The 25,814-nt window shown below is 45.2% G+C and carries 25 protein-coding genes; 11 read left to right on the plus strand and 14 right to left on the minus strand.

The genetic code is table 11. From position 1 onward, the window contains the following. The first annotated feature begins 251 nt into the window (after positions 1-251). The 3 genes from ABD960_RS04320 (at position 252) to ABD960_RS04330 (ending at position 4,246) form a co-directional block, all read left to right on the plus strand. Positions 252-1,562 (plus strand): gluconate:H+ symporter, encoded by a 1,311-nt coding sequence (locus ABD960_RS04320; RefSeq protein ID WP_345329673.1) that lies wholly within the window; start codon positions 252-254, stop codon positions 1,560-1,562. Between the two features lie 107 nt (positions 1,563-1,669). Next, positions 1,670-2,647 (plus strand): phosphogluconate dehydrogenase (NAD(+)-dependent, decarboxylating), encoded by a 978-nt coding sequence (gnd, locus tag ABD960_RS04325; RefSeq protein WP_345329674.1) that lies wholly within the window; start codon positions 1,670-1,672, stop codon positions 2,645-2,647. Between the two features lie 72 nt (positions 2,648-2,719). Next, entirely contained in the window at positions 2,720-4,246 is a 1,527-nt protein-coding gene (locus ABD960_RS04330) for a carboxylesterase/lipase family protein (RefSeq protein ID WP_345329675.1), read from the plus strand. 47 nt (positions 4,247-4,293) lie between these two features. On the opposite strand, the gene ABD960_RS04335 is transcribed toward ABD960_RS04330, so the two are convergent. After that, positions 4,294-4,755 (minus strand): DUF4268 domain-containing protein, encoded by a 462-nt coding sequence (locus ABD960_RS04335; protein ID WP_345329676.1) that lies wholly within the window; start codon positions 4,753-4,755, stop codon positions 4,294-4,296. A gap of 110 nt (positions 4,756-4,865) precedes the next feature. Between ABD960_RS04335 and ABD960_RS04340 the strand changes: the two genes are divergently transcribed. The 4 genes from ABD960_RS04340 to ABD960_RS04355 are packed head-to-tail and all read left to right on the plus strand — an operon-like array spanning position 4,866 to position 8,526. Then, positions 4,866-5,750 (plus strand): polyphosphate kinase 2 family protein, encoded by an 885-nt coding sequence (locus ABD960_RS04340; protein WP_345329677.1) that lies wholly within the window; start codon positions 4,866-4,868, stop codon positions 5,748-5,750. A 46-nt stretch (positions 5,751-5,796) separates the two neighbouring features. Continuing rightward, positions 5,797-6,774, plus strand: coding sequence for a Gfo/Idh/MocA family protein (locus ABD960_RS04345; RefSeq protein WP_345329678.1), 978 nt, complete (start codon positions 5,797-5,799; stop codon positions 6,772-6,774). Positions 6,775-6,790: 16 nt separating this feature from the next. Further along, a complete protein-coding gene (locus ABD960_RS04350) occupies positions 6,791-7,228 on the plus strand; it encodes a GNAT family N-acetyltransferase (protein WP_345329679.1) in 438 nt (145 codons plus the stop codon). Between the two features lie 47 nt (positions 7,229-7,275). Beyond that, positions 7,276-8,526 carry a S41 family peptidase gene (locus tag ABD960_RS04355; protein ID WP_345329680.1) on the plus strand — a complete coding sequence of 417 codons (1,251 nt, stop codon included), beginning with the start codon at positions 7,276-7,278 and terminating at the stop codon, positions 8,524-8,526. Positions 8,527-8,576: 50 nt separating this feature from the next. Here ABD960_RS04355 and ABD960_RS04360 read toward each other — a convergent pair whose 3' ends face one another. From ABD960_RS04360 to ABD960_RS04385, 6 genes are all read right to left on the minus strand, one after another. Beyond that, positions 8,577-9,890: an NAD(P)/FAD-dependent oxidoreductase gene (locus tag ABD960_RS04360; RefSeq protein ID WP_345329681.1), complete on the minus strand. Its 1,314-nt coding sequence runs from the start codon at positions 9,888-9,890 to the stop codon at positions 8,577-8,579. 100 nt (positions 9,891-9,990) lie between these two features. Beyond that, complete coding sequence (gene secDF / locus ABD960_RS04365) at positions 9,991-12,945, minus strand: protein translocase subunit SecDF (protein WP_345329682.1); 2,955 nt, start codon at positions 12,943-12,945, stop codon at positions 9,991-9,993. 128 nt (positions 12,946-13,073) lie between these two features. Beyond that, positions 13,074-13,556, minus strand: coding sequence for a dihydrofolate reductase (locus ABD960_RS04370; protein ID WP_345329683.1), 483 nt, complete (start codon positions 13,554-13,556; stop codon positions 13,074-13,076). After that, positions 13,557-13,940, minus strand: a complete 384-nt coding sequence (locus ABD960_RS04375; protein WP_345329684.1) for a type II toxin-antitoxin system death-on-curing family toxin — start codon at positions 13,938-13,940, stop codon at positions 13,557-13,559. It abuts the gene before it with no gap. Further along, positions 13,937-14,119 carry a hypothetical protein gene (locus ABD960_RS04380; protein WP_345329685.1) on the minus strand — a complete coding sequence of 61 codons (183 nt, stop codon included), beginning with the start codon at positions 14,117-14,119 and terminating at the stop codon, positions 13,937-13,939. Before ABD960_RS04380 ends, ABD960_RS04375 begins: the two co-directional genes overlap by 4 nt. A 27-nt stretch (positions 14,120-14,146) precedes the next feature. Continuing rightward, positions 14,147-14,941, minus strand: a complete 795-nt coding sequence (locus tag ABD960_RS04385) for a thymidylate synthase (protein WP_345329686.1) — start codon at positions 14,939-14,941, stop codon at positions 14,147-14,149. Positions 14,942-15,048: 107 nt separating this feature from the next. Here ABD960_RS04385 and ispE point away from each other — a divergent pair, with 107 nt between their 5' ends. After that, positions 15,049-15,891, plus strand: a complete 843-nt coding sequence (ispE, locus tag ABD960_RS04390; protein ID WP_345329687.1) for a 4-(cytidine 5'-diphospho)-2-C-methyl-D-erythritol kinase — start codon at positions 15,049-15,051, stop codon at positions 15,889-15,891. A 54-nt stretch (positions 15,892-15,945) separates the two neighbouring features. Here the strand turns inward: ispE and ABD960_RS04395 are convergent, their stop codons facing one another. The 5 genes from ABD960_RS04395 to tgt form a co-directional block, all read right to left on the minus strand. Continuing rightward, the gene (locus ABD960_RS04395; protein WP_345329688.1) at positions 15,946-16,836 is read right to left on the minus strand and encodes an NAD(P)-dependent oxidoreductase; all 891 of its coding nucleotides are present in this window, start codon (positions 16,834-16,836) and stop codon (positions 15,946-15,948) included. Between the two features lie 5 nt (positions 16,837-16,841). Next, on the minus strand, positions 16,842-17,120 hold the full coding sequence (locus ABD960_RS04400; protein ID WP_345329689.1) for a hypothetical protein: 279 nt from the start codon (positions 17,118-17,120) through the stop codon (positions 16,842-16,844). Between the two features lie 839 nt (positions 17,121-17,959). Beyond that, the gene (locus ABD960_RS04405) at positions 17,960-18,877 is read right to left on the minus strand and encodes a DMT family transporter (RefSeq protein WP_345329690.1); all 918 of its coding nucleotides are present in this window, start codon (positions 18,875-18,877) and stop codon (positions 17,960-17,962) included. 2 nt (positions 18,878-18,879) lie between these two features. Beyond that, the gene (locus tag ABD960_RS04410; RefSeq protein WP_345329691.1) at positions 18,880-19,986 is read right to left on the minus strand and encodes an LptF/LptG family permease; all 1,107 of its coding nucleotides are present in this window, start codon (positions 19,984-19,986) and stop codon (positions 18,880-18,882) included. A 3-nt stretch (positions 19,987-19,989) separates the two neighbouring features. Further along, on the minus strand, positions 19,990-21,120 hold the full coding sequence (tgt, locus tag ABD960_RS04415; RefSeq protein WP_345329692.1) for a tRNA guanosine(34) transglycosylase Tgt: 1,131 nt from the start codon (positions 21,118-21,120) through the stop codon (positions 19,990-19,992). 113 nt (positions 21,121-21,233) lie between these two features. Here tgt and ABD960_RS04420 point away from each other — a divergent pair, with 113 nt between their 5' ends. The 3 genes from ABD960_RS04420 to rsmG are packed head-to-tail and all read left to right on the plus strand — an operon-like array spanning position 21,234 to position 23,564. Continuing rightward, entirely contained in the window at positions 21,234-22,352 is a 1,119-nt protein-coding gene (locus ABD960_RS04420; protein WP_345329693.1) for a glycosyltransferase, read from the plus strand. After that, on the plus strand, positions 22,343-22,948 hold the full coding sequence (locus ABD960_RS04425) for an RNA polymerase sigma factor (RefSeq protein ID WP_345329694.1): 606 nt from the start codon (positions 22,343-22,345) through the stop codon (positions 22,946-22,948). The genes ABD960_RS04420 and ABD960_RS04425 overlap by 10 nt, the downstream gene beginning before the upstream one ends. After that, the gene (rsmG, locus tag ABD960_RS04430; RefSeq protein ID WP_345329695.1) at positions 22,938-23,564 is read left to right on the plus strand and encodes a 16S rRNA (guanine(527)-N(7))-methyltransferase RsmG; all 627 of its coding nucleotides are present in this window, start codon (positions 22,938-22,940) and stop codon (positions 23,562-23,564) included. Before ABD960_RS04425 ends, rsmG begins: the two co-directional genes overlap by 11 nt. Here the strand turns inward: rsmG and ABD960_RS04435 are convergent. Next, a complete protein-coding gene (locus ABD960_RS04435) occupies positions 23,561-25,402 on the minus strand; it encodes a M56 family metallopeptidase (protein WP_345329696.1) in 1,842 nt (613 codons plus the stop codon). The two genes, rsmG and ABD960_RS04435, sit on opposite strands and share 4 nt — an antisense overlap. Continuing rightward, the gene (locus tag ABD960_RS04440) at positions 25,399-25,773 is read right to left on the minus strand and encodes a BlaI/MecI/CopY family transcriptional regulator (protein WP_345329697.1); all 375 of its coding nucleotides are present in this window, start codon (positions 25,771-25,773) and stop codon (positions 25,399-25,401) included. Before ABD960_RS04440 ends, ABD960_RS04435 begins: the two co-directional genes overlap by 4 nt. Between the last annotated feature and the right edge of the window lie 41 nt (positions 25,774-25,814).

Genomic DNA, 25,814 nt, shown 5'->3' on the forward strand with positions numbered 1-25,814 from the left:
ATGCAGAACATGCGTTTACAAATGGTTATCCTAATATACTAAACTAAAAATCAATGTCAACCGCGGGTTAATATATTACATGGTATTTAATGGAATTTACAACGAGTGCTATTCAGCATAATCAACCTGCTGTGTAATATATTAACCGAATAATGCGGTTTATTTTCAAGTTTGTAAAAGCCGTTTTTTTGGCTCGGTAAAATGCTACTTTAGTGGCCACCGCAATCAATTATTCACCTGATAATCTGCCTATGCTTGTCGTATTTTTATGCATTGTGCTGCTCGTTATGCTGGTAAGCTGGTTTAAGCTTAACCCCTTTATCGCTTTTTTGGTAGTGTCAGTTATAGCGGGGTTGCTGCTGCAAATACCCGCTGTTAAGCTGCTTGCATCCATACAAAAAGGCCTTGGCGATACTTTAGGCTCACTGGCGGTTATTATTTGCCTTGGGGCAATGCTGGGTAAACTGGTGGCGGTTAGCGGGGCGGCGCAAAAAATAGCGTCGGTACTGGTTAACGCAGTAGGTATTAAATATATACAATGGGCACTGGTAGCCACCGGGTTTATTATAGGCATACCATTGTTTTATGGTATCGGCTTTGTGTTGATGGTGCCGCTCATATTTTCGGTTGTATACAAATATAAAATACCAGCTGTTTTTATCGGCCTGCCTATGCTGGCCTCGTTGTCGGTAACGCATGGTTTTCTGCCGCCGCATCCCTCGCCGGCAGCGCTGGTCGTACAATTCAACGCCAACATGGGCATCACGCTGTTATATGGGTTGATCATTGCTATACCCACCATTATTTTGGCCGGACCCGTTTTTGCCCAAGCGCTTAAACGCATCCCGTCAAACCCGCTGGCCACCTTCAGGCCCGAAGATATCCCTGCTGATCAATTGCCCGGTGCTTTCATGAGTTTTGGCATCGCGCTATTACCTGTAATATTATTAATGGGCACCGCGTTACTCCCCGCCATGTTCAATTTATCTGCCGATGCGGCAAAGTGGCTTACCTTGATTGGCGATCCATCCGTAGTAATGCTCATCACTTTAGGCGTAGCATCTTACTTCCTAGGTACGGCTCAAGGCCGTAGCATGAGCCAATTGAACACGATTTATACGGATGCCGTGAAGGATGTAGCGCTCATCCTGCTTATTATTGGCGGCTCCGGCGCTTTTAAACAGGTATTGGTGGATAGCGGGGTGGATAAGCAGATTGGCCATTACCTGCAACAGCTACCGCTCGATCCATTAGTGTTAGGCTGGCTGATCGCGGCTATCATTCGCGCCAGCCTGGGCTCGGCAACGGTTGCTGGACTTACCGCCGCGGGCATTGTAGCTCCACTGATTATTCAAACGCATGCAAACCCTAACCTGATGGTGCTGGCTATCGGCGCGGGCAGCCTCGCGTTCTCGCACGTTAACGATTCGGGTTTCTGGCTGTTTAAGGAGTATTTCAACCTGAGCATGAAAGATACTTTCCGCTCGTGGTCGGCTATGGAGTCGCTTATCGCCGTTATCGGACTGGGCGGCGTAATGCTGTTAAAAACTTTTATGAGTTAATATAACACATTCATTCGCTCAAATGTTATCAGTGCTGATATGTTAATTTGTACCTGAAAACGCTTTTTAAACTATTGGCCGGTTCATACATCCGGTAACTCAAAATTATGGAAAACAAAAAATACGGAATTATAGGATTAGGTAAAATGGGCGCCAACCTGGCTTTACAAGCCGCGGAAAAAGGCTACCAGATATTAGGCTATGATAAGTTTGTGCCGATCATTCCTGAACAGCAAAACCTGCAGATAGTGGATGACCTGGCTGCACTGGTTGCCGGGTTGGATCGTCCCCGGAAAATATTTATTTACATACCCGCCGGTGCGGCTATTGATAGTGTGATCACGGAGTTAAAACCCCTGCTTGAGGAAGGAGACATTATTATTGATGGCGGTAACTCCTATTGGGGCGACAGCATCCGCCGTGCCGAAAAACTGAAAGAAGAAGGCCTGCACCTGATAGATTGCGGCACCAGCGGCGGCATAAACGGCGCGCGTAACGGCGCCTGCTTTATGGTAGGCGGCGATAAAGATACCGTTGGCCAGATAGAAGGCCTGCTGCGCGATCTGGCCGTGCCGCACGGTTACTCTTATACCGGCAATTCCGGCTCGGGGCACTTTGTAAAGCTGGTGCATAACGGCATTGAGTTTGGTATGCTGCAAGCCATTGGCGAGGGCATGGCCCTGCTGGAAGGCTACCGCGAAAAGCTTGACGTAAGCGATATACTGCATACCTGGAACCACGGCTCGGTAGTGCGCTCGTGGCTGGTAGAGCTGATGAAGCAGTTGTATGACGAAAAACAAGGCTACAACGTACCATCATACGTGGAAGATACCGGCGAGGTAAACTGGCTGGTGAGCGATGCCATGAGCATGGAAGTAGCCATACCGGTTATAGCACAATCGGTAATGCAACTGATCGCCTCGCGCGATTCGGCTAATATTGCCCCGCGTGCCATCGCCATGATGCGTAACGGTTTTGGCGGGCATCCGTTTGGCCCGGAAGCGGGTATTGAGTACGAGCGTCATTTTGGCCGGGTAGGGGGCTTCCCGCCGGTAAATATGGATCCGGGGATTGTGCAGTCGTAAAAAAGGTTATACTGCAAGGTTTGCAGTTCTTGCGTATAATGCATAGCATTGTATATCAATTATAATCTCCTGATGAAAAACATATTTTTTTTCCTGCTGATGATCGGCATGGTGCCTGCATTTGCTCAAAATCCGCAGGTAAAAACCGCTAACGGATTGCTTGAAGGTGTTACTGAAGCCAGCGGCATACGCTCGTACAAAGGTATTCCTTTCGCGCAACCCCCGGTTGGCGATCTGCGCTGGAAAGCGCCACAAGCCCCCAAAAACTGGACAGGTGCACGCAAGGCTGATAAATTTGGTCCGCAAGCTATGCAGCGTTTCATCTTTAGCGATATGGTTTTTCGAAGTGATGGTAAAAGCGAGGACTGCCTGTACCTCAACTTGTGGACTCCAGCTAAAAAAGGCAATGAAAAACTGCCGGTGCTGGTTTACTTTTACGGTGGCGGCTTTATGGCCGGCGATGGCTCCGAACTGCGTTACGATGGCGAAAGCATGGCAAAAAAAGGCATAGTGAGTATTACCGTGAACTACCGCCTGGGCGTTTTCGGCTTTATGGCACATCCTGAACTAACAGCGGAGTCGCCTAATCACGCCTCGGGCAATTATGGTTTGCTGGATCAGCACGCCGCTTTGGAGTGGGTTAAAAAGAATATCGCTGCGTTCGGCGGAGATCCGTCAAAGGTCACTATAGCGGGTGAATCGGCGGGGTCTATGTCGGTGAGCGCGCAAATGGCATCGCCGTTATCAAAAGGTTTGTTCAATGGTGCTATCTGCCAAAGCGGCGCTATACTGGGTAATTTGTCACCTATGCCGCGCGAGCAGGCGGAGCAAACGGGCGTAAAATTCGCAACCACTGCCGGGGCTAACACTTTGGCTGATCTGCGTAAGCTATCTGCTGATAAATTGCTTGAACTATCTGCAAACACACGCTTTGCGCACATTATTGATGGCTATTTCTTAACCGAGAAACCTGAGGCTACCTTTGCCGCCGGTAAACAAATGAATGTGCCATTGCTTGCCGGATGGACATCCGCTGAGGTGGGTTACCAGGGTTTGTTAGGTAATCATCCACCTACCTTATTTATTTTTAAGGATGCGGTGCAAACCCTGTATCCCGGTAATGCAGATAAGATTTTGGATGCCTACCCTGCAACCAGTGATAATGAAGCTAAGCTGGCGGCTACACAGCTTGCCTCAGACAGGTTCATCGCTTATAGTACATGGAAAATTATAGATATGCACAGCAAGTCGAGCAAAATGAATGTGTACCGCTACCTTTTTTCGCAAAAACGCCCTGACACAACCCAAGTGCTGATCGGTGCACCCCATGCTTCGGATATTGAATATTCGCTGGGCAACCTGCCGCTTATTAAAGCTTTTAAGTGGACGCCTGGCGACTATAAGGCATCACAAATTACGCAGGACTACTTCGCTAATTTTATCAAGACCGGTAACCCTAACGGTAAGGGTTTACCCGTATGGAACGAGGTAAAGAGCGGCAAGCCACCCATACAGGTGCTCTCTGCTGAAACCATAGCCAAGCCGGATGATACGGCAAAACGCTATGCCCTGATGGATGAACTGAATACAAAAAAGTGACAAGAAATTAAATTAAGTAAGTGGTTACGTATTTATTACGTAAGTGCTTACTTAAATAGCTCAAAACTGTATTGCGCTGTGCTCCAAAATTCATCTAACATGATGATGCGGGGTTTAAAGAATGAAATAAGTGCCGGCCAGTCATCCCTACGGAAGATGCTTACGTTGTGCACCGTTTTGCTGATGCGGGTAGTGTGTTTGCCATACAGGTCCATGTGATCAGGCTGCCAGTCCCATTCTTCCTGCAGCTGGCCGGTAAATAAACGCTTGAATTCTAAAAACTGCTCGTAAAAAAGGGCACGTATATCAGCGTCGGGATGCGAAAACTCAACGGCAATAGTGGCCGAACGGTTATCGGTACTCATCTTAAAAAACAAGTGCCTGATGCCCGTTTTATAGTTTATCCAGTTAATTTTTAATCCGTCGGCAGATGGCTGGGGCGCTATGTACTGGCCGAAAGCCGTCCAGAATGCCTGCCTTATTTGTGAAGCTTGATCCTTTGAGTACAAATTAATTTTTAGGGCAAAGGTAGCGTAATTGTACAAGCGTTAAAGCTGCCCTGCCAAATATTTAAAACTATATAAGCCCCGCCGTCATTATATAAGGTTTAAAAACATCTATGAAAAACCTGACAGAAATATTTAAGGTGACGAACGGCAGTAAATTCTCACTGGCGGACTACAGTACCGACTATACCGGCGATTATGTAAAGGCCGATGCCGAAGCCGTGCTAAAAGATATTATTGCACAGATATCGCGCAAGCAAACAGAATTATACGCGGCTAACAGCCAATCATTGCTCATCATCTTCCAGGCAATGGACGCTGCCGGTAAGGATAGCGCTATAGCGCACACCATGTCGGGCCTTAACCCGCAGGGCTGCCAGGTGTACAGCTTTAAACAGCCCAGCACCGAGGAGCTGGATCACGATTTTTTGTGGCGGCACTATAAGGCACTGCCCGAGCGGGGGCGAATCGGTATACACAACCGCTCGCATTACGAAAATGTGCTGGTATCAAAGGTTCACCCGGAAAATGTACTGAATGAAAAGCTACCTGGTATAAATAATGTGAAGGATATTGGTGATGATTTTTGGAAGCAGCGTTATAAAAGCATCCGCCATTTCGAGAAACATTTAACGGCTAACGGAACGGTTGTGATAAAATTTTTCCTACATCTCTCTAAAAAAGAACAAAAGGAACGCTTTTTAAAACGCATAGCCGAGCCCGATAAAAACTGGAAATTTGCCTACGGCGATATTTACGAACGTGAACGCTGGGACGATTACATGAAGGCTTACGAGCAGGCGATAACCGAAACGGCTACGGATGATTGTCCATGGTACGTAGTACCGGCGGATAAAAAATGGTTTACGCGTATAGCCATCTCCACCATCGTGCTCCAAACGCTTACGGCGCTTAACCTGCAGTACCCGGAGTTGCCAGATGCCGAACGCGCCAATCTGCAAAAAGCCAAAGCTGTTTTAGAAGCCGAAAAAGATTGAAACTGTAAACACGTTGCCAACACGCACGTGCTATATTTGGAGATATATGGAAACCATTGTTTGGGGAATTATAGGTTGCGGCGATGTAACCGAAAAAAAGAGCGGTCCGGCGTTTAACAAGGTGCCCAATAGCAGGCTGGCCGCCGTAATGCGCCGTGATGCCGCCAAGGCTGAGGATTATGCGCGCAGGCACGGCGTACCTAAATGGTACAGCGATGCCGGTGAGCTTTTGGATGACCCTGAAATCAACGCGGTTTATATTGCTACGCCGCCATCATCGCATTTGCCATACGCTTTGGAGGCGCTTAAAAAAGGCCACAAGGTATATGTTGAAAAGCCGGTAACGCTAAACGCCGCCGAAGCAGAGGCTATTGCCGATGCGGTTAAAAGCGCCAACGGTAAACTGGTGGTTGCCCATTACCGCCGCCGGGTGCCCCTGTTTTTGCGTATAAAACAGCTACTGGATGAAGGTGTGGTAGGCGAGGTACGCACCCTACAGTTACGTATGTGGCAAAGCCGCAAACCGGCGCTGGTGGCCAAAGTGGCCGATAACTGGCGGGTTAACCCGGAGCTTTCGGGTGGGGGATATTTTCATGACCTGGCGCCGCACCAGCTGGATTTGATGTTGTATTATTTTGGCGAGCCTGAAACGTATTCGGGTTACTCGCTTAACCAAGCCGCCGCTACACCGGCCGACGACCATGTTTGCGGTACCATCCTGTTTAAAAACAATATCGTGTTCAACGGCTCCTGGTGTTTTAATGTGGGTGATGAGGAGCAGGTGGATAGCATTGAGATTGTAGGCACCCGTGGCCGCATTACCTTTGCCTGCTTTGGCAATTACATTAAATGGCACAGCGAACGGCAGCATAACACCGAGGAGTTTGTACACCCGGAGCATATACAGCAGCCCATGATAGCGGATATAGTACGTTATTTTAAAGATGAAGTGCCCAACCCTTGCACCATCGACGAGGCCGTTACCTTGATGAAAATAATGGATGCCTTTACAGGTAAGCCATAAAGTTTATTTTTGAAGAATGGATAGTATCGAAATAAAAACAAATAAAGTTAGCGCCGCTGAGGATCTGGAAAAGGTGTTTGCCATCAGGCGTGAGGTGTTTGTGGGTGAACAGAATTGCCCGCCCGAACTGGAGTGGGAGAATGAGGAGGAATCGACACATTTTTTGGCTACAGTAAATGGTGAACCTGCCGGTGCCGCGCGCTGGCGCAAAACCGAGAATGGCTATAAGCTGGAACGTTTTGCCGTGCTAAAGCAGTACCGGGGCAAAGGTGTGGCGCAAGCCGTAGTGCAAGCTGTACTCAATGATCTGCCTGCCGATGCGGATTATATTTACCTGAATGCCCAGGTACAGGCAATGGGTTTATACGGCAAATTTGGATTTGTAGCCGAAGGGCCAGAGTTTGAGGAAGCTGGTATTCAGCATTATAAAATGGTATTTAAGGGCAGCAGGTAATTGCTGCTCCCGTTAATCCATTTGGCTGCCTTACAGTCAATACCGTTATGAAAAACCTTTACACAATTTTATTGGCATTGCTGTGCGCGTATAGTGCGTCGTCACAAACGGTATCAACCTACCGGGCTGATCTGGATGCAGTATACTTGGCTCTTAAAACCACGCCTTCCTATAAGGATCAAATAAAAAGTGAAAACAAAAAGCGATATGAAGCGCTGTATCAGTCGTTACAGGCGCAACAGCCCGAATCATCACTTGATGAATTTTATTTGCTAACACGTCTTGTACAGGCGTTAAAGGATAATCATTTGGGTTTTTACCAATGGAGTAATAATAATGTTGATCAGTTAAAAATAGCTGATAGTACTTATGTAAGTACTTACCTAAATTCAAACGAGTTTAAATTCTTTCCTAAAACCAATATGAATGTAGATTCACTCGAAAAAGCATTGACCGGCAAACCCCGTAATGATGTTGAGGGAATTTACTACTTGGGTGATTTTTTAAAAGCAGGGATCTATCGCACCATTAAGCATGATAGCCTGGTGGCTGTGGTGCTGTCGGCCAAGCAACGTATTTGGCAGCGGGGGCAGCTTGCTGCTATTATCAATGAGGTATCGCCCGGTAATTTTGAAGGGGTATGCGTTAACCCGGTATACAAGATATTTGAATACAATCATCGTATAAAGTATGTTAGCAATACGCTCAACCTGTATTATGTATGGACCAAGTTTCCGGGCGAGACAGATTATACCAGTATACCCGCCGGTACGCCTAACTATCAGCTTAAAAATATAGATGCTCAAACCCAGTACCTGCGTTTGGGGAGTTTTTCAACCAACAACAAATCGTTGGTAGAATCGCAACGGTTTTATGATAGCGTTAAAACGCTGGTTAACGCGCCTCGCCTTTTGGTCGACATTCGTAACAACGGCGGTGGGGGCTGGAAATCATCAAAAAAATATCTTGACCTGATCGTCAAACACAGCAAAAAGGCGCAGGTATATGTGCTTACTAATTACTTTACAGTAAGTAACGCCGAGCAATTCACGTTAAAATTAAAAGGTCGTAAAAACATTACCGTGTTGGGTGCCGATACCAAGGGAATGCTTACTTACGGCAGCAATTACGGCAAAACGGAAACCACGCCCAGCGGCAAGTACAAACTGTACCTTACCGATATGCGCGATGATGGAAATTACCTGCAATACGAAGATATTGGCGTTAAACCCGACAGGTACTTGAGCCCGGATAGTGATTGGATAGGGCAGGTGCAAGCTATTATCAATAGCAACTAAACGATAAAGGCTCCTGTTACAGGAGCCTTTATCGTGGGCAATCATTTTTATTATTGGTCGGCCTTAGTAACGGCGTTGTTTTGCGCGTCGGCCTTTTCTTTAATAAATTTACGGATGATGAGCCTGTTACCACCGTTGTAACTTACGTAGCTGGCTACCCAGTTAATAAATACCACCCAACGGTTACGGCCGCCCATCAGTGATATCAGGTGGATGAACATCCAGGTCATCCAGGCAAAAAATCCGCTCATCCTGATCTTGCCGATATCAGCAACCGCTTTGTTACGGCCAATGGTGGCCATGGAGCCTTTGTCGAAGTATTTGAACGGCTCGGTTGGTTTGCCTTCAATAATGTTCAGGATGTTTTCGGCAACTTTAACACCCTGCTGCATAGCCACCTGCGCAACACCCGGGTGCCCGTTTGGTGTAGCCTCGGTAATGCTGGCTGCAACGTCGCCAATGGCGAAGATATTGGTGCTGCCTTCAATTTGGCTGATGGCGTTGGTCTTAATACGGTTACCGCGTACCACATTTTCCTTTTCAATACCGCCCGGTACCTGGCCCATTACACCTGCGGACCAAATCACGCTTTTGGTTTTGATGCTTTTACCACCCTCAAAATTAATTACCTCGCCATCGTAGCTTTCAACCTTAGTGCCTAATAACAACTCTACACCCATACCGCGCAAGGCTTTCTCAGCAGCTTTTGATGCTTCTTCTGACATCGGTCCCAGCACCTTCGGCAAAAAGTCAACCAGATAAACTTTCATTTCTTCCTTACGCAACTCCGGGTAATCCTTGGTCAGTATGTGGTTGCGTATCTCGGCTAATGATCCGGCAAGTTCCACGCCTGTAGGGCCGGCACCCACCAGTACAAAGTTCAGGTAAGGCTCACGTGCTTCTTTTGATGGCTGCAATACAGCGGCCTCCAGGTTTTGCAATATCAGGTAACGTATGTTAAGCGCCTCAGGGATGGTTTTCATCGGCATGGCAAAACGCTCAATATCTTTGTTGCCAAAAAAGTTGGTGGTTGATCCGGTGGCAATTACCAGGTAATCGTAATTAATATCGCCGATGCTGGTTTCAACAAAGTTATTCTCTTTATTGATCGATTTTACCTCGGCAATACGGAAGCGGAAGTTTTTTTGATCGTCAAATTTTTTACGGATAGAAAAGGCAATGGATTCGCACTCCAAACTACCCATAGCCACCTGGTAAAGCAGCGGCCAAAAGCCATGGTAGTTGTTTTTATCGAGCATTAATACGTTAACCGGCTTGTTCTTCAGCTTTTTGGCTACCTCAATGCCGCCAAAGCCTCCGCCTACAATTACTACTAATGGAAATTTAGAATTTTCGAAATCCATGTGTTATGGTATGTATATATTTTAATTAAATAGTTTGCTGTATGTATAAAACAAAAAAGCCCCAAATGTTCTTTGGGGCTTTCTTAAATTTTGTCATATTTTATTTAAGACCTTTTTTCCCAAAGTCAATGATTACCGGCGTTGCCACACAGATGGACGAGTATGTACCAAATGTGATACCGATAAGCAGGGCGAAAGAGAACCCTCTGATTACGTCGCCGCCAAAGATAAACAATACGATCAATACAAACAGTACCGTAAGTGAAGTAATTATGGTACGGCTTAAGGTGCTGTTTATCGCGTTGTTGATAACCACTTCAGTACCCTCACCTTTGTTGTTATGGAATTTCAGGTACTCACGTATACGGTCAAACACAACCACGGTATCGTTAATGGAGTAGCCAATAACGGTCAGGATAGCCGCGATAAACGCCTGATCAATATCCAACGAGAACGGTAGCGCATCCTTAAACAGGGAGAAGAATGACATTACCAGCAAGGCATCGTGCACGGTAGCAACCAATGCACCCAGGCTATACTGCCATTTACGGAACCTGATCAGGATATAAGCCGCGATAACCAGTATAGCAAATATAACGGTTAAGCTGGCCGAAGTTTTAAGGTCGTTTGATATGGTAGGGTCAACCTTGGTACGGCCAACTATGGTATAGTTAGGCGATACCTCTTTTAAGCCCTTATTTAACGCGCTTTCTACTTTAGCATCCGCGTCTTCTGATTTATCTTCAAGCAGGTAGTTGGTGGTGATGCTCAGTTTGTCTTCACCAAAAGTTTTAACCTCTGCCTTACCAACACCCAAGTATTTGGTAACGGCCTCACGGGTTTGTTCAGCGTCAATTTTTGAATCCTTAAACTGAACGATGTAGTTATGGCCACCCTGGAAATCCACGCCGTAGTTGAAGCCGCGGGTTACGATTGATACGATACCGGCAGCAATGAACAGACCAGAGAAAGCGTAGAATTTGAAACGGTTTTTAACAAACGCGTAGTTAGCATTTTTAAAAGTGTGTGAGCTCCAGGCGTGTGAAAACTTAATATCCCAGCCTTTTTCAAGCATCCACTCAAATATTAATCTCGAGATCAATAACGAACAGAATAATGAAGTTACGATACCAATCATCAGCGTGCTGGCGAAACCTTTTATAGGGCCCGAACCGAAGACTAACAGGATGAAAGCTGTTAAGAAAGTACTGATGTTAGCATCAAGGATTGATGACAGGGCATGTTTAAAACCGTCGCTGATAGCTTGTTTTAATGATTTGCCTTCGGCCATTTCCTCACGTACACGTTCATAAACCAGTACGTTGGCATCCACCGCTATACCCAGGGTTAGCACGATACCGGCGATACCAGGCAGGGTTAACACGGCGCCCATGCTGATGAGCACACCCATCAGGAATACAACGTTGATTAATACAGCAACTACCGCTACGCTACCTGCGCGGTTGTAGTATACCACCATAAATACCAGTACTACAACAAAGCCAAGTACGCATGACAGTAAACCTGCGCTGATAGCTTCCTGACCTAATGACGGGCCAACCACAGCATCATTAACAATGCGGGCAGGGGCAGGCAAACGGCCTGCTTTTAACACGTTAGCTAAGTCTTTTGTATCTTCCTGGGTAAAGTTACCTGAGATGGATGATACACCGCCTGAAATCTCGTTCTGTACGTTAGGGGCAGAGTAAACATTGTCATCCAATACAATGGCGATAGCTGCTTTTGATGGCGCAGCTTCGGCAGTAATGTTTTTCCAGGCTTGTGCACCGCTTGAGTTCATGATCATCTGAACGTCAGGGCGGCCTTTTTCGTCAACGTCAGCTTTCGCGTCAGTAATTACGTCACCCGTTAATACAGGGCCGTTTTCAGCGCCTGATAATTTGATGGCATAAAGCGTGAATGCTTTATCTTTAGTATCAGTACGTGGTTTTACATCCCACAGGAATTTAATATTGTTAGGTGTTACGCTTTTTGCTTCAGCTGTTCTCAGCATGTCGTTTACCTTGGCTGTATCCTGCAGTTTGGCTATACCCACCGCAGGGCCAGGCATTAACTGCATACCGTTTTGGCCTTGATAAACCGCCGGGGTAAGCACGGCGAATAACGGGTTAGCGTTTTGTTGTTTTAATTTGTTGCCGGCCGCAGCGCTGTCTTTACCTGCACCTTTGCCCAGTTTGCCTAATAACGATCCGTTGTTTTTACCGGCAGTATCTTTAGCGGCAGGGGCAGCTTTAGCGGTGTCAGCAGTAGTTGCTGAAGCTGTTTTGTTTTTAGCAGCAAGTAACTTATCAATGTTGGTCAGGATAGGGTAGACTTCCTGATTATCGAACGTTTTGTAGAATTCTAATTTGGCGGTACCCTGTAACAGTTTACGTACACGCTCCGGATCTTTAACACCAGGTAGCTCGATCAGGATACGGTTAGTACCTTGCTGCAACTGGATGTTAGGCTGCGCAACGCCAAACTGGTCGATACGGGTATTTAATACCGTGTACGATTGCTTAACGGCCGCGTTAGCCTGATCCTGCAGGTAAGTTTTTACCTGGTCATTGCTCGCATTAAATTTCAGGTTAGCCTGATTATCTTGTGTAGAGAAGATAGTGGCAAGCTTACCGCTTGGGTTCAATTTCTCATACTCCTCAACAAAAAGGGTAATGTAATCCTTCTGGCTGGTTACCTGCGCTTTTTCGGCATTGGTTAAGGCCTGGTTAAATGCAGGGTCAGGATTGTTGTTGCCCAGCTTTTTTACAAGCTCACGCAACGATACCTGCATGGTAACGTTCATGCCGCCTTTAAGGTCAAGACCGAGTGCCAGCTCATGAGCTTTGCAATACTGGTATGTGTGGTTGAACAGCGGATAAACCGGTTCCATTTCAATCGAGTCGAGGTAGGCTTTTTCTTTATCAGCGTTGCCTTTGGCGTATTCCCTTGCGTCGCCCTCAACCTTCTGTGCAACCAGTGTTAGTGAAAAGTAATAGAAACTGATCAGCGCCAGTACTATTGCAAAAAATTTGATGATCCCTTTACCTTGCATCGTGAAGAAGTATAACTATTGAATATATTATAATTTAGTCTTTTATAACTTTTTTTAATAAGACGGCAAATCTAATAAAATTTCTACAGCGAGGAATTTTAAATTAAAACAAAATAAATAGCCGGTTGTTAGCGCTTTTCAAGTGTGAAAATGGAGTAGGCGTAGGCATGTTTTTCGTCAGCCTCGTAGTTGGTCCGCGCGGTTTCTACCCATTCACTATAGTCTATTTCCGGGAAAAAAGTATCGCCTTCAAAATCGTGATGAACAATGGTGAGATATATTTTATCTGTTACCGGCATGGCCTGTTTGTAAATTTCCGCCCCGCCAACAATAAACACTTCATCTTCACCGGCGCATATAGTTAACGCCCTCTCAAGGCTGTTAACTACCTCGCAACCCTCAATGCTGATGTTTTGCCGGGTGATGACAATGTTACGGCGCTTAGGCAGCGGTTTGCCTACGGAATCAAAAGTTTTACGGCCCATGATGACCGTATGGCCGCTGGTAGTGTTCTTAAAGTGCTTTAAGTCGTTAGGCAGATGCCAGAGCAACTGGTTGTTTTTACCAATGGCGTAGTTTTGCGCTATGGCAACTATGATGGATGTAGTCATTTATTTCGAAATTGTTTGGGTGTTGGCTACTATCCATTTTTTGATTTCATCAAAACGGGTTTCACCTGTGCTCGCACTGATCACAAACTTATATTTTTCGGTTTCAGATGGATGAAGATATAAGCCGTCTAAGCGCAGTAGGATTTCCATCATCACATAGGCAATACGTTTGTTGCCATCCATAAAAGGATGATTGATAATGAGGCTTTCAAAAATAGCCGCGGCTTTGTCAATAGCGGTAGGGTACAGATCGATGCCATCAAATGTTGCAAACGGACGGCTTAATGCCGATTCAAGCAGGCTGTCTTCGCGAACACCTTTGCTTCCGCCAAATTCGTCGATCAGCCTGTTGTGAATACGGACAGCGGATTGAAAACTGATCATTGCGCTAATTTTCGGAGCAACTCTTTGTTTTCTGAAATTATAGCGTCCACGTGGGCATCAAGAGCATCATCATCCCAGTATTGCTTTTTATTGATCAGATCAAGCAGTTCCTTCAAATCTCGCTCAGGCAGTTTTTCAACAGCCTTGTGTATCTCCTCTTTTAATTCGGCAATGCTCATAATTTCAAATTTACACAAATCCACTGACTAAACCGCTACTACTCCTTTAATGTGCGGATGCGGGTCATAATTCTCCAGCGTGAAGTCTTCGTACTTAAAATCAAAAATATTGCTCACAGCGGGGTTTATGCGCATGGTAGGCAGCGGCCTGGGCTCGCGACTGAGCTGCAGGTTTACCTGCTCCAGGTGATTATTGTAAATATGGGCATCGCCAAAGGTGTGGATAAAATCACCGGGTTGCAGGCCGCATACCTGAGCCACCATCATAGTAAGCAGCGCGTATGACGCGATGTTGAACGGCACGCCCAAAAATATATCGGCACTGCGCTGGTACAACTGGCACGATAGTTTGCCATCGGCTACATAAAACTGGAACAGGGTATGGCAGGGTGGCAATGCCATTTTGTTTACCTCGGCCACGTTCCATGCCGAAACGATGATGCGGCGCGAATCAGGATTTTTTTTGATCTGATCGATGATCTGGCTGATCTGGTCGATATGCCCGCCATCCGGCGTAGGCCACGAGCGCCACTGGTGCCCGTAAACCGGCCCCAGGTTGCCATCGGCATCGGCCCACTCATCCCAAATGCGTACGCCGTTATCTTTTAAATATTTAATGTTGGTGTCGCCCTGCAAAAACCATATCAATTCGTGGATGATCGATTTAAGGTGCAGCTTCTTGGTGGTCACCATCGGGAAGCCTTCCTGTAAGTTAAAACGCATCTGGTAGCCAAAAACGCTGATGGTGCCCGTGCCTGTGCGGTCGTGCTTCTGGGTTCCGTTCGCTATCACATGGCGCATCAGGTCTAAATACTGTTTCATTGTTTTATGGGTTGCTGGCCGTAATGGCGTTTGCTGCAAATAAAAATAATCTATTTTTGGAAACCTACGGTTGTGAGTAACTATACCGCCGTTGTTAATCTTTTTCTATGATCAATTTTCCGAATGCAAAAATAAACATTGGCCTCAATATTACCGAACGCCGGCCTGATGGTTACCACAACCTCGAAACCGTTTTTTACCCTATCTGGATAAAAGACGCGTTGGAAATTATAGAAGCAGGTGAATTAACATTCGAGGCATCAGGCATCGGCATTCCCGGCAGGGTAGAGGATAACCTTTGTGTTAAGGGCTATCATCTCATCAAAAAAGATTACGACCTGCCGCCGGTTAGCATTCATCTGCACAAAAATATTCCAATAGGTGCGGGCCTTGGCGGTGGCTCCGCTGATGCTGCTTTTTTTATCAAATTGCTCGATGAGCAGTTTGGTCTGAATTTAACTATTGAGCAAATGGAGGGCTATGCCCGGCAGCTCGGTGCCGACTGTGCTTTCTTTATCCAGAATAAGCCGGTATACGCCCACGAGAAGGGCGATGTATTTAAACCCGTACAGCTCGATCTGTCGGACTATAAAATTGTTTTGGTGATGCCGCCCGCCCATGTATCAACAGGGGAGGCTTACCGTGGTGTGCGACCGAAACGTTCGAAAGCATCATTGCAGGAGCTGGTACAATTGCCGGTAGCCGAATGGCGGCGGCATATCAAAAACGATTTTGAGGAGTCGATATTCAAAAATCATCCCGTCATACGTGGCGTAAAAGCAAGCCTGTACGAAGCCGGCGCATTATACGCCAGTATGAGCGGCAGTGGAGCCTCTGTTTTCGGTATATTTGAAGAGACGCCTGATTTAGGAATGTTGGAGAAAGATAATCAGGTGTATCACCTCACTCAACTCTCTCCACCCGGAGAGGGCTTTAAAGTATATAAATAAAAAGCCCTCCCCCTCGGGGAGGGTTGGGTGATCCCTGGGGAGGGGTGATAGGGGTCACACTCCCGCATCTTCAGACACTCCTTCGCCAAACGCCGCAATCCAGTCGCTGCTGTCGCCTTTGCCTTTGGCTACCTGGGTAAGCAGGCGGGTATTTACCAGTGATACCAGCGGTGCCGGTACCTCGCTTTTTTGCGTTAATGCCAGCGCCAGCCGCGCGTCCTTATAGCCCAGTTTGGCCTTGAATGCAACGGGGTCATAATTTTTGGCGGCGATGAATTTTCCGTAGTTCTGAAATATGGGGCAGGCAAAAAGTGTGGAGCTAAAAAAGTCGGCTACCTGCTGGCGGTTCAATCCGTTTTTTTCAGCAATGGTGTAGGCCTCCGCCATCGTCTCCAGCGCGGCCATGATCATGAAGTTGCCGGTAAGTTTTACCACGTTGGCGCCGCCCGTGGATTCGCCAAAATCAATGATGCCCTGACCCATGGCATTCAGCATATCCTCGGCTGATTTTTTAACATCCGTTTCGCCCGAAACACATATCCATAATTTCTTCGCGGCAGCGGCCTCAGGCCTACCAAAAACAGGGGCGGCCAGATAGCCTGTTCCGGCCTCTCTATGCAGGGCCAAAAGCTGCTCTGATGTTTGCGGCGAAATGGTGCTCATGGAAATGTGCAGCGCGCCTTTTTGCATCGTCTTTAAAATGCCGTCGGTGCCGGTCACTATCTCCGTTACCACCGCGTCGTCGGCCAAAATGGTAATGACAAAATCAACCCCTTCGGCAGCCTGCGCAGGGGTGCTGCAAGTGGTTATTGATGCCTGCTCCAGCTCGCCGGCTTTAGAAGCCGTGCGGTTGTAAACTTGTAAATGATAACCGGCGGCTATCAGGTTTTTTGCCATCGGTATACCTAAATTTCCGAGGCCTATAAATGCGATCTTTTTGTCCATAGTAGTTAGCTGATGTAATCGCGATCTTCATCGCTTAGTGTATCGGTTTTGTTTTTGTTATACATGGTGTCATGATATTGTTCAATATCATACTTCTGTTTTTTTGGCCGGCCTACTATCACTCCCACAACAAATGCGGCTACAGCAACGCTTGCCATCACCACCAGTTTTGATGCATACATGGAAGTGAATAAAATATTAAACGGAACCTCGTCCCGGTTTTGCATAATAACGATGGTAAGTAGTACGGCGATCATAATCGCCACGATAGTTTTGATGCTCATGTTATGCGAGTTTATGTATATAACCAATATCCGCATTTTATGTGTTTTTATTAAACGCTTGTTTTGTCGCGCTACTATTAATTATAGGTATTACAGTCTTTGTTTAAATACAATAACCCACGCCACCAAATTCTCTCCCTAAAAGCCGGCGGATAAAAATTGTGCGAATGTTTGGCAAGGTGTTTGCAACATAGTAAACAGTAGATGGTGATTACCCGCGCGGGATGATTTTGAGCGTACATCTGCCTTGCCAAGTAAGCCATAATAAAGGCCATATTCCTGCGCAATTTTCTATTAAAAACACTGCGGCTGTATACAAACTATACTACTGCGCGTTTTTTCGACAATTCTTCATTCAGGTGTTCAATACACTATCGTTGTAATCATTCATAAAAACTTTTTAGGAAATTATTATTTAGATAGTATATTTTAATGTACTGAATATCACGTTATTGTTACGTTAAAAATTTGCCTTTTTAAATAATTGCTAATTTATTTAGTATTTCAATGTTGGTTTTAAATTGGAATTAATAAATAGATAAATTATATAAACTTTATAAGTATCTGATTTTTAACCTTTATTGTGTTTTACTTTAAATGAATTTTGATTTTTTATTTTAAAATAATCGACATATATAGTGATCTAATCCAAAAAGCATTGACCGAATCTTTATACACTATCTTGAATTTTGATTTTTGCTGTGCGTGCGAGAAATGATTAAATTGGACCAGAATGCCTCGAAAAATTAGAGTGGCTTAAAAGGCTTAAAAACGGCCTTAAACCAAGGCTGTGAAAATCCCCTACCCGATAGGTGTGGGATTGAATCAGGCAGAAAAAATTAACGTTTGATACGGCGTTTAGCGATCTGTTTCTGGGCTACAGGAAACAAAAAAATAGTGGACAGAATGATGATCGCTCCTGCCCAGAATCCGGGTGTCATCTTCTTCATGTCGCCAAAAAAAAGTGCCGCCATGATGATACCGTAGACCGGCTCAAGGTTGGTTATAAGCGCGACTTTGAATGCCGATAGTTCGCGCATTACAGACACGCCGGCAACGTATGCCAGGGCTGTGCAAACGGTGCCCAGGAGCAAAAGATAGCCCGCATCCGGCACGCTCAACTGCATGTATTTGTTGAAGCCACCGGTGAAAAAAAGATACATGCTGATCCATAAAACGGCGCCGCCCAGCTCGTAAAAAGCAATCACCGGGGCATGTAATTTCTGCGCCTGCTTCGAGTTTATGATGGAAAAAAGACTGGCAAGTAGGGCGCTTATAAGTGCTGTGATAATACCCTTAGTGTATTTAAATTCAAATTTAAAAATCAAAATTATCCCGGTTGTGATGAGTAGCCCGGCCAGTATTTCAAGCTTTGAGATGGCCTTTTTACTTACCAAAGGTTCAATAACGGCAGTGAACAAAGTGATTGATGAAAGGCATACCAGTGTTACCGAAACGGTAGATAATTTGATGGCGGCGAAGAATAGAATCCAGTGCCCGCCAACCAGGGCGCCGGTGAAGATGAGTGCCAAAAATGAGCGTTTACTCACCTTAAAATCGGTGCGGCTGAATTTAAAATATAGGAATAATGATACCACCGCTATCACCACCCGGTACCATACCAATTGTATGGCCGGTACCGAAATCAGCGCGCCCAAAATGCCCGTAAATCCCCATATAAAAACCGTGAAATGCAGTATCAAAAGGTTGCGGTTCAGGGCGGTTTTTGAGGCCGTTTCCGGGGTGTTTTTTATCATTTTTATTTGGGTGCTTTCAGCAATAAATAATAGCCTAAAACGCCGAACAAAGCATTCGGTATAAACACCGAAATCAGCGGCGGTACGCCACCCTGAATGGCAAAAACGGTAGCGAATTTATCAACCACGATGTAGGCGAAACACAGGAAAATACCGATACCCAAAGGCAGGCCGATACCCCCGCGTACCTTTCGAGACGAAAGGGAAACACCCATTAAAGTGAGCACGTAGGTAGATAGCGGATATACAAAACGCCGGTACTTTTCGTAGTAAATAGCGGGCAAAAATTCAGGCCGGCGCAGCTTCTCTTTTTCAATAGTAGCGTTAAGTTCGGCCATGGGCATGGCGGTATATTCGTTATCTATTTTAATAAAATCAGAGGGATGCATTTCCAGTACCGTATCCTTCTGCGGGGCATTCCTGATGCGGGTTTCCTTCAGTCCGTTTACATACCTTATATCCGGGCTCATGATGCTCCAGCGGCGTTTTAAGGAGTCGTATGTAATACGGTCTGACGTGAGCTTTTCGCGCAGTTTATCGCCATCATACTTTTCCATTATAAAGGTATAACCGGTGTTGATGGTCTTATCAAAATTCTGCAGGTACACATACGTATTCTTGTCAATCTGCATGTGTACATCGCTGCGAGTAGGGTCGCCATTGCCGTTAAAACCGTTCTCGTTCTCAAAGGTAATTTTGAGCTTATTGGTATACGGGATGAGGTAAACGTTGGCATAAAACGATATGATGAATACAACTGTAGCCGATATAAAATAAGGCCTTAAAAAGCGGTTAAAGCTGGCCCGGCTGCTCAGTATCGGTACAATTTCGGTCTGGTTGGCCATCTTCGCGGTAAAGAAAATTACCGCCAGAAAGTTGATCAGCGGTGACAGCATGTTCATGTAAAACGGAATGAAACCGCCGTAATAATCGGTAGCGATTTCATACACAGAACTGCCTGATTGCAGGAAATTATCAATGTGCTCGGAGATATCGAACACTACCGTAATAACCACAAAAATCATCAGCGTAAAGGCAAAAGTGCCCAGGTATTTGCCGATGATATACCGGTCAATTACCGGTAAATATTTCCTGATGATTTTCTTCACAGTTTATAAACGTTGCCCCAGGGTTTTAACCATTTTATTCTTCCAGTCGTAAAAATCACCTACAATAATGCGTTCACGCGCCTGCCCAACCAGCCATAAATAAAAGTGCAGGTTATGCAATGATGCTATCTGCGCGCCCAGCATTTCGCCCGAGTGGATGAGGTGCCTTAAATAGGCCTTGCTGTAAGCCGTATCGGCAAACAGGTCGCTATCTGCCTCAATAGGCGTAAAGTCGTTCTTCCACTTCTCGTTCTTAATATTTATGATGCCGTTTTTTGTGAAAAGCATGCCATTGCGGGCATTGCGCGTAGGCATTACACAATCAAACATATCTACGCCCAAGGCAATGTTTTCGAGTATGTTAACCGGTGTACCTACGCCCATTAAATAACGTGGTTTTTGCTGCGGTAATATATCGCATACAATTTCTGTCATGGCATACATTTCCTCGGCCGGTTCACCTACTGAAAGGCCGCCTATAGCGTTGCCTTCACGCTCAAATGAGGCGATAACCTCGGCTGAGCGTACACGTAGATCTTTATATACCGAGCCCTGCACTATCGGAAACAATGTTTGGTTGTACCCATATTTAGGCTCAGTGCTATCAAAGCGGTCGCAGCAGCGTTTAAGCCAGCGGTGCGTCATCTCTATAGAGTTTTTGGCATAGCGGTAATCGCAGGGGTACGGCGTACACTCATCAAAAGCCATAATAATATCGGCCCCAATAATGCGCTGAATGTCCATCACATTCTCAGGCGTAAACAGGTGTTTTGAGCCATCCACATGCGAGCGGAAGGTAACCCCTTCCTCCTTTATTTTACGTACATCAGTAAGCGAATACACCTGGTAGCCGCCGCTATCAGTTAAAATGGGCTTTTCCCAGCCGTTAAACTTGTGTAAACCACCTGCCTGTTCAATAGTATTGAGACCCGGCCGCAGGTATAAATGGTAAGTGTTACCTAATATAATTTGTGCTTTAATATCATCAGCCAGTTCGCGCTGATGTACGGCTTTTACAGTACCCGCGGTGCCCACAGGCATAAAAATGGGGGTTTGTATGGTGCCGTGATCGGTAGTTATCTCGCCCGCCCGGGCTTTCGAAAACTTATCTTGTGCTGCTAAAGTGAATTTCATTATAAGAATGCAAAATTAACAAATAACTGTATACTAAATATTTGTTTATTTTTAGCTTGACATAGGCCTTATTTCGGCTGATTTTAACAACTTTGCAGCTATAAATTTTTCGGTTGGAAACGTATTTACTCGACGCGCTGCTGTTATTTTTTCAGATCTGCTTCATCAGTCAGCTTTTTTATTTGGTAGGATATCACAGCAAACTCGCGGCATACAAGCCGCTGGAGCAATTGCAACCAGCAAATATCCCGGTTTCTGTAATCATCAGCGCACGTAATGAGTATGATAACCTTAAATATAATTTACCGCTTATATTAGAGCAAAACTATCCTGATTTTGAGGTAGTGGTGGTTAACGATTGCTCGGTTGATGAGTCGGATTTGCTACTACTCGAGCTGCAAAACCGGTACAAACACCTTAAAGTAGTTACCATAACTGAACACGTACGATTTAAAACGGGTAAAAAATTCGCGCTCACCTTAGGTATAAAAGCGGCTAAAAACGAACATTTATTGTTTACTGATGCCGATTGTACTCCCGCGACTGACGATTGGGTTGCCCGTATGGCGCTTAATTTTACAACAGGTGCGCAGATAGTTTTAGGCTATTCGCCTTATACCAAAACAGGGGGCTTTATAAATACCTTCACCCGGTTTGAAACGGTGAAAACCGCTATTAGCTACCTCTCAGCCGCCCTGCGCGGCGATGCTTACATGGGCATAGGCCGCAACCTAGCTTATACCAAAACCTTGTTTTTTAGCAATAAGGGCTTTGCGGCGCATATGCACGTATTGCCGGGCGATGATGATCTGTTTGTAAACCAGAATGCCACGCCTGATAATGCCATCATCGAGATACACCCCGACGCGTTTATGTACACGCAATCTAAAACTACCATGAGTGGCTGGTACCGGCAAAAAAAACGGCACATGGGGGTAGGTAAATTGTATAAAAATAAACATCGCCGAATGTTGAGCTGGGATGCCATGAGCGGCTTTTTATTTTATATATTACTGGCGGTTTTGTTAGTTTTAAAGGTGGAACCGCTGCTGGTTTCAGGTATGTTTTTTTTGCGTTTGCTAACAATAATTTTAATTTATAATAAAATTTTAAAAACTTTAAAAGCAAAAGATTTGTTGATTTATTTACCAATCCTTGACATTGTTTACTACATTTATTTGAACATATTCGGATTGATTGGGACATTCATAAAAACAACCCAATGGAAATAAACACCAATTTCACCGAGAACGCCAAAAACGATTTTCATTTAGTTGTAAAGGCTCGCCAGGGCGACCAAAAAGCCTATGCTGATCTGATGGTGCGTTATAAGGATTCCATCTATTTCATGATCCTCAAGATGGTGAACAATAAGGAAGACGCCATGGACCTGATGGTGGAAACCTTTGCCAAAGCCTTTGAAAAACTGGATAAATATCAGCCTGATTACGCATTCAGCACCTGGCTGTTCAGGGTGGCTACTAACAATTGTATTGATTTTATACGGAAAAAAAAGCTGAATACCATGTCTATCCACGGTATGCTGGACGAAGAGGGTGAGGAAAAACCACTGCAAATAAGAGCCGATACGCTTAATCCGGAAGAAACATCTATAAAAAAACAGCAAACTAAGGAGCTGAAACAACTGATTGAAGGCTTACCTTTGCGTTATCGAAACCTTATTACCCTGCGGTATTTTGATGAACTATCGTACGAGGAGATAGCCCAGCAGCTTGACCTGCCTTTAGGTACTGTTAAAGCACAATTGTTCAGGGCGCGCTATCTGCTGGGTAATATTATTAACCGTTACAACCGGGATGACATCTGAAATTCTACTAAAATACTTTCCTGAAATTACTGCGGAGCAGTTAAAACAATTTGAACAACTGCCCGATCTTTACACGCACTGGAATAACCAGATCAACGTAATATCTCGTAAGGACATTGATCAATTGTATGAGCGCCACGTGCTGCACTCCTTAGGCATAGCCAAGGTAATGGCCTTTAAACCCGGCGAAAAGGTGCTTGATGTGGGTACCGGCGGCGGTTTTCCGGGTGTGCCCTTAGCTATTATGTTCCCGCAAACGCGGTTTCATTTGGTCGATTCGATCGGTAAAAAAATCAAGGTGGTAACCGAAGTTGCCGCTGCGTTAGGTTTGCAAAACCTGCAAGCTACACATGCCCGTGCCGAGCAGATCAATGAAAAATTTGATTTTGTGGTATCGCGCGCGGTTACGCGTTTAAAGGAGTTTTATCCCTGGGTAAAGGGTAAGTTCAACAAGCAATCGGGCAATGTTTTGCCTAACGGGATACTGTATTTAAAGGGGGGGGACCTAAACGAAGAAATTGCCGAGTCGGGTTTAACCGTTCAGCAATTCTATCTCAAAAACTACTTTGATGCGGAGTTTTTTGAGACCAAGCAGGTGATATATGTTAAGGTTTAGCTTTTAGGATAATATGCTGTAATAACCACTTCGTTTAAGGAATAGTTGGTTTTATCTGATTTCTCTATTATATATAAAGACTCCTTTTTATCAGCATTTGATGCGTCCTTTGGTCCACTTGGCTCAAAAAATATTTTATCATCCGGCATCATGATCTGGTACGATACAGGTATGGTATAGTCGGCATTAGGTTTCGCTGGTAGTGGATCTTTGTAAGTCAAAATGGCCCGTGCAATCTCTTTTGAAAGCGCTTCGTTTGGCGAACGCAATACAATCACATCCTTTATCGTGTTATCAGCATTCAATACTAATTTGAAAAGGGTACGGCCGGTAACTTTGTTCTCTAATTCTACCCTCGGGTAGCGCGAATGCTTGGCAATGTAAGCGTAAAAAGCACTGAAATCATCTTGCTGCTTTACAACCTGAGCAACTTTAGTTTTTTCAATTTTAGGCGGAGTACCGGGTTGTGCCCGAATGTTTAAATCCTTAGCCTGTTTGCTTGTTAACCCGGTTATGGTAACGGTGCATATAAAATTCGCATTTTTAGTTAGGGATGATTTCCGAAAACGCACATAGTCATTTGCGAGGGTAACAAAATTTACGCCTATTATATAGGTACCAGGTTCAACCTTTAATTTACCCGAAAATTTATGAAAAGCGCTTACTGCGGCATTGCCAAACACATTTTTTGCCGGCGCTAACAGTCTTACATCGCCAACCCCACCGCTTTTATCTACATCAAAACTTACACTCAGGCCCGCAAATTTTGTTTTATTGATTTCTGACGCGGGAAATTTTATGTGCTTGCCAAGGTAAGTGGTTAAGGCCGTGAAATCGTTTTTAACAACAGTCGGCGCGGGTATCCTCAAACCGGTATCAGCCTGATGTAGCTCGGTGGTTAAAAGATTAATTTCTGCCTTTGTTGCCTCACCTCCGCTATACAGATCAAACGTTGGATAATCCTTACTAAAGCTAAGTGTTGATAGGCACAATGTTCCGGCCGTGATTGGGATGGCCATCAGGTATTTCAGCCTTGCTGCGCTACCTGAACGTGGTTTGTTTAACATAACTATACGGTTTTTTAAAAGATTAGCATTGAAAAACGAGTTGGTTGCCGCCGGGCCTTGCAAACCATAGGCGCTGTTAAGCAGGAAGGAAGAGTAGGTGATGTTATCGGTTTCGGTGGTAGCGGTAAACTCGTCGGCAATGTACTCATGTACGGTTTTCAGGCTGTTTTGCAGCATGTAAACTACCGGATTAAACCAGTTCACCATCTTTAGCAACTCAGTAAAAACAATATCTGCCGAGTGTTTTTGCCCGATATGCACCATTTCGTGCGCGATAATAGTGTGCCTGTTATGCAGGTTTTTACCGATGAACAGGTAATTAAAGAATGAAAAGCCGGTGTTTTCGTCCTCAAGTTCAATAAGGTCACAATGTACGGAATTGATCTTTTTACTGTTGCTGATGATGCGGTAAAGCTTAAAAAGCTTGATGCCGAACAGCACCAACGCGATAACCACGCCCAGCACATATATCCCTGATAAAACGTTTGCCAGGTTAATTGCTACCGGGTTAGATACCGGGGCAACCTGTTGAAAATTAATCGTGGGGACAACCGTTGGTGTTGTGGCAACGCTAACCACCTGGGCAGCTGTTTCCGCAGGTTTCAGCCAGCCAATCTGCATAAAGGGCAGCAAAAAGGCTATAACGCTGGTGCTGATCAGGTACCAGCGGTTAGCGGTATAAAAGGTTTCGTTACGCAGCAAAAGCAGGTAAAGTGCGTAAAAAATCGCCAGGTAGAGGTTGGCTTCGAGCAGGTAATACAGCCAGTTCATTTCTTCTCATTTTTAAGTTTTTCAATCAGTTCAGCAATTTCATCCAACTCCTTTATGCCGAGTTTCTTTTCGTCGGCAATGAACGACACCAGGCTTTTATAGGAATTATCAAAATAATTGTTAACTATCTTATTGAGGCTGAATTTTTTGTAATCATCCTCGCTTATTAGCGGAAAGTACACGTGTGAGTTGCCGTAAGCCTTATGGTCAACAAAACCCTTACCCTCCAGCACGCGCACCACAGTTGATACGGTGTTGTATGCAGGCTTTGGTTCGGGCATTCGTTCGAGTACATCTTTTACAATGCCCTCGTTGAGTTGCCATAGTATCTGCATCACTTGCTCTTCTGCCTTGGTTAGTTCCTTCGTCATTTATACCTAAACTATTTTTATAGTTACAAATGTATAACTAT

The organism is Mucilaginibacter defluvii (assembly GCF_039543225.1).
Classification (GTDB): Bacteria; Bacteroidota; Bacteroidia; order Sphingobacteriales; family Sphingobacteriaceae; genus Mucilaginibacter; species Mucilaginibacter defluvii.

What these genes read in the sequence shown, in the direction of transcription:
- ABD960_RS04355 (WP_345329680.1), top strand. Translation starts at nt 7,276, where the DNA reads ATGAAAAACCTTTACACAATTTTATTGGCATTGCTGTGCGCGTATAGT.
- ABD960_RS04340 (WP_345329677.1), top strand. Translation starts at nt 4,866, where the DNA reads ATGAAAAACCTGACAGAAATATTTAAGGTGACGAACGGCAGTAAATTC.
- ABD960_RS04380 (WP_345329685.1), bottom strand. Translation starts at nt 14,119, where the DNA reads ATGAGCATTGCCGAATTAAAAGAGGAGATACACAAGGCTGTTGAAAAA.
- ABD960_RS04440 (WP_345329697.1), bottom strand. Translation starts at nt 25,773, where the DNA reads ATGACGAAGGAACTAACCAAGGCAGAAGAGCAAGTGATGCAGATACTA.
- ABD960_RS04400 (WP_345329689.1), bottom strand. Translation starts at nt 17,120, where the DNA reads ATGAGCATCAAAACTATCGTGGCGATTATGATCGCCGTACTACTTACC.
- ispE (WP_345329687.1), top strand. Translation starts at nt 15,049, where the DNA reads ATGATCAATTTTCCGAATGCAAAAATAAACATTGGCCTCAATATTACC.
- ABD960_RS04385 (WP_345329686.1), bottom strand. Translation starts at nt 14,941, where the DNA reads ATGAAACAGTATTTAGACCTGATGCGCCATGTGATAGCGAACGGAACC.
- rsmG (WP_345329695.1), top strand. Translation starts at nt 22,938, where the DNA reads ATGACATCTGAAATTCTACTAAAATACTTTCCTGAAATTACTGCGGAG.
- ABD960_RS04330 (WP_345329675.1), top strand. Translation starts at nt 2,720, where the DNA reads ATGAAAAACATATTTTTTTTCCTGCTGATGATCGGCATGGTGCCTGCA.
- secDF (WP_345329682.1), bottom strand. Translation starts at nt 12,945, where the DNA reads ATGCAAGGTAAAGGGATCATCAAATTTTTTGCAATAGTACTGGCGCTG.
- ABD960_RS04435 (WP_345329696.1), bottom strand. Translation starts at nt 25,402, where the DNA reads ATGAACTGGCTGTATTACCTGCTCGAAGCCAACCTCTACCTGGCGATT.
- ABD960_RS04425 (WP_345329694.1), top strand. Translation starts at nt 22,343, where the DNA reads ATGGAAATAAACACCAATTTCACCGAGAACGCCAAAAACGATTTTCAT.
- tgt (WP_345329692.1), bottom strand. Translation starts at nt 21,120, where the DNA reads ATGAAATTCACTTTAGCAGCACAAGATAAGTTTTCGAAAGCCCGGGCG.
- ABD960_RS04360 (WP_345329681.1), bottom strand. Translation starts at nt 9,890, where the DNA reads ATGGATTTCGAAAATTCTAAATTTCCATTAGTAGTAATTGTAGGCGGA.
- ABD960_RS04375 (WP_345329684.1), bottom strand. Translation starts at nt 13,940, where the DNA reads ATGATCAGTTTTCAATCCGCTGTCCGTATTCACAACAGGCTGATCGAC.
- ABD960_RS04350 (WP_345329679.1), top strand. Translation starts at nt 6,791, where the DNA reads ATGGATAGTATCGAAATAAAAACAAATAAAGTTAGCGCCGCTGAGGAT.
- ABD960_RS04405 (WP_345329690.1), bottom strand. Translation starts at nt 18,877, where the DNA reads ATGATAAAAAACACCCCGGAAACGGCCTCAAAAACCGCCCTGAACCGC.
- gnd (WP_345329674.1), top strand. Translation starts at nt 1,670, where the DNA reads ATGGAAAACAAAAAATACGGAATTATAGGATTAGGTAAAATGGGCGCC.
- ABD960_RS04395 (WP_345329688.1), bottom strand. Translation starts at nt 16,836, where the DNA reads ATGGACAAAAAGATCGCATTTATAGGCCTCGGAAATTTAGGTATACCG.
- ABD960_RS04370 (WP_345329683.1), bottom strand. Translation starts at nt 13,556, where the DNA reads ATGACTACATCCATCATAGTTGCCATAGCGCAAAACTACGCCATTGGT.
- ABD960_RS04320 (WP_345329673.1), top strand. Translation starts at nt 252, where the DNA reads ATGCTTGTCGTATTTTTATGCATTGTGCTGCTCGTTATGCTGGTAAGC.
- ABD960_RS04345 (WP_345329678.1), top strand. Translation starts at nt 5,797, where the DNA reads ATGGAAACCATTGTTTGGGGAATTATAGGTTGCGGCGATGTAACCGAA.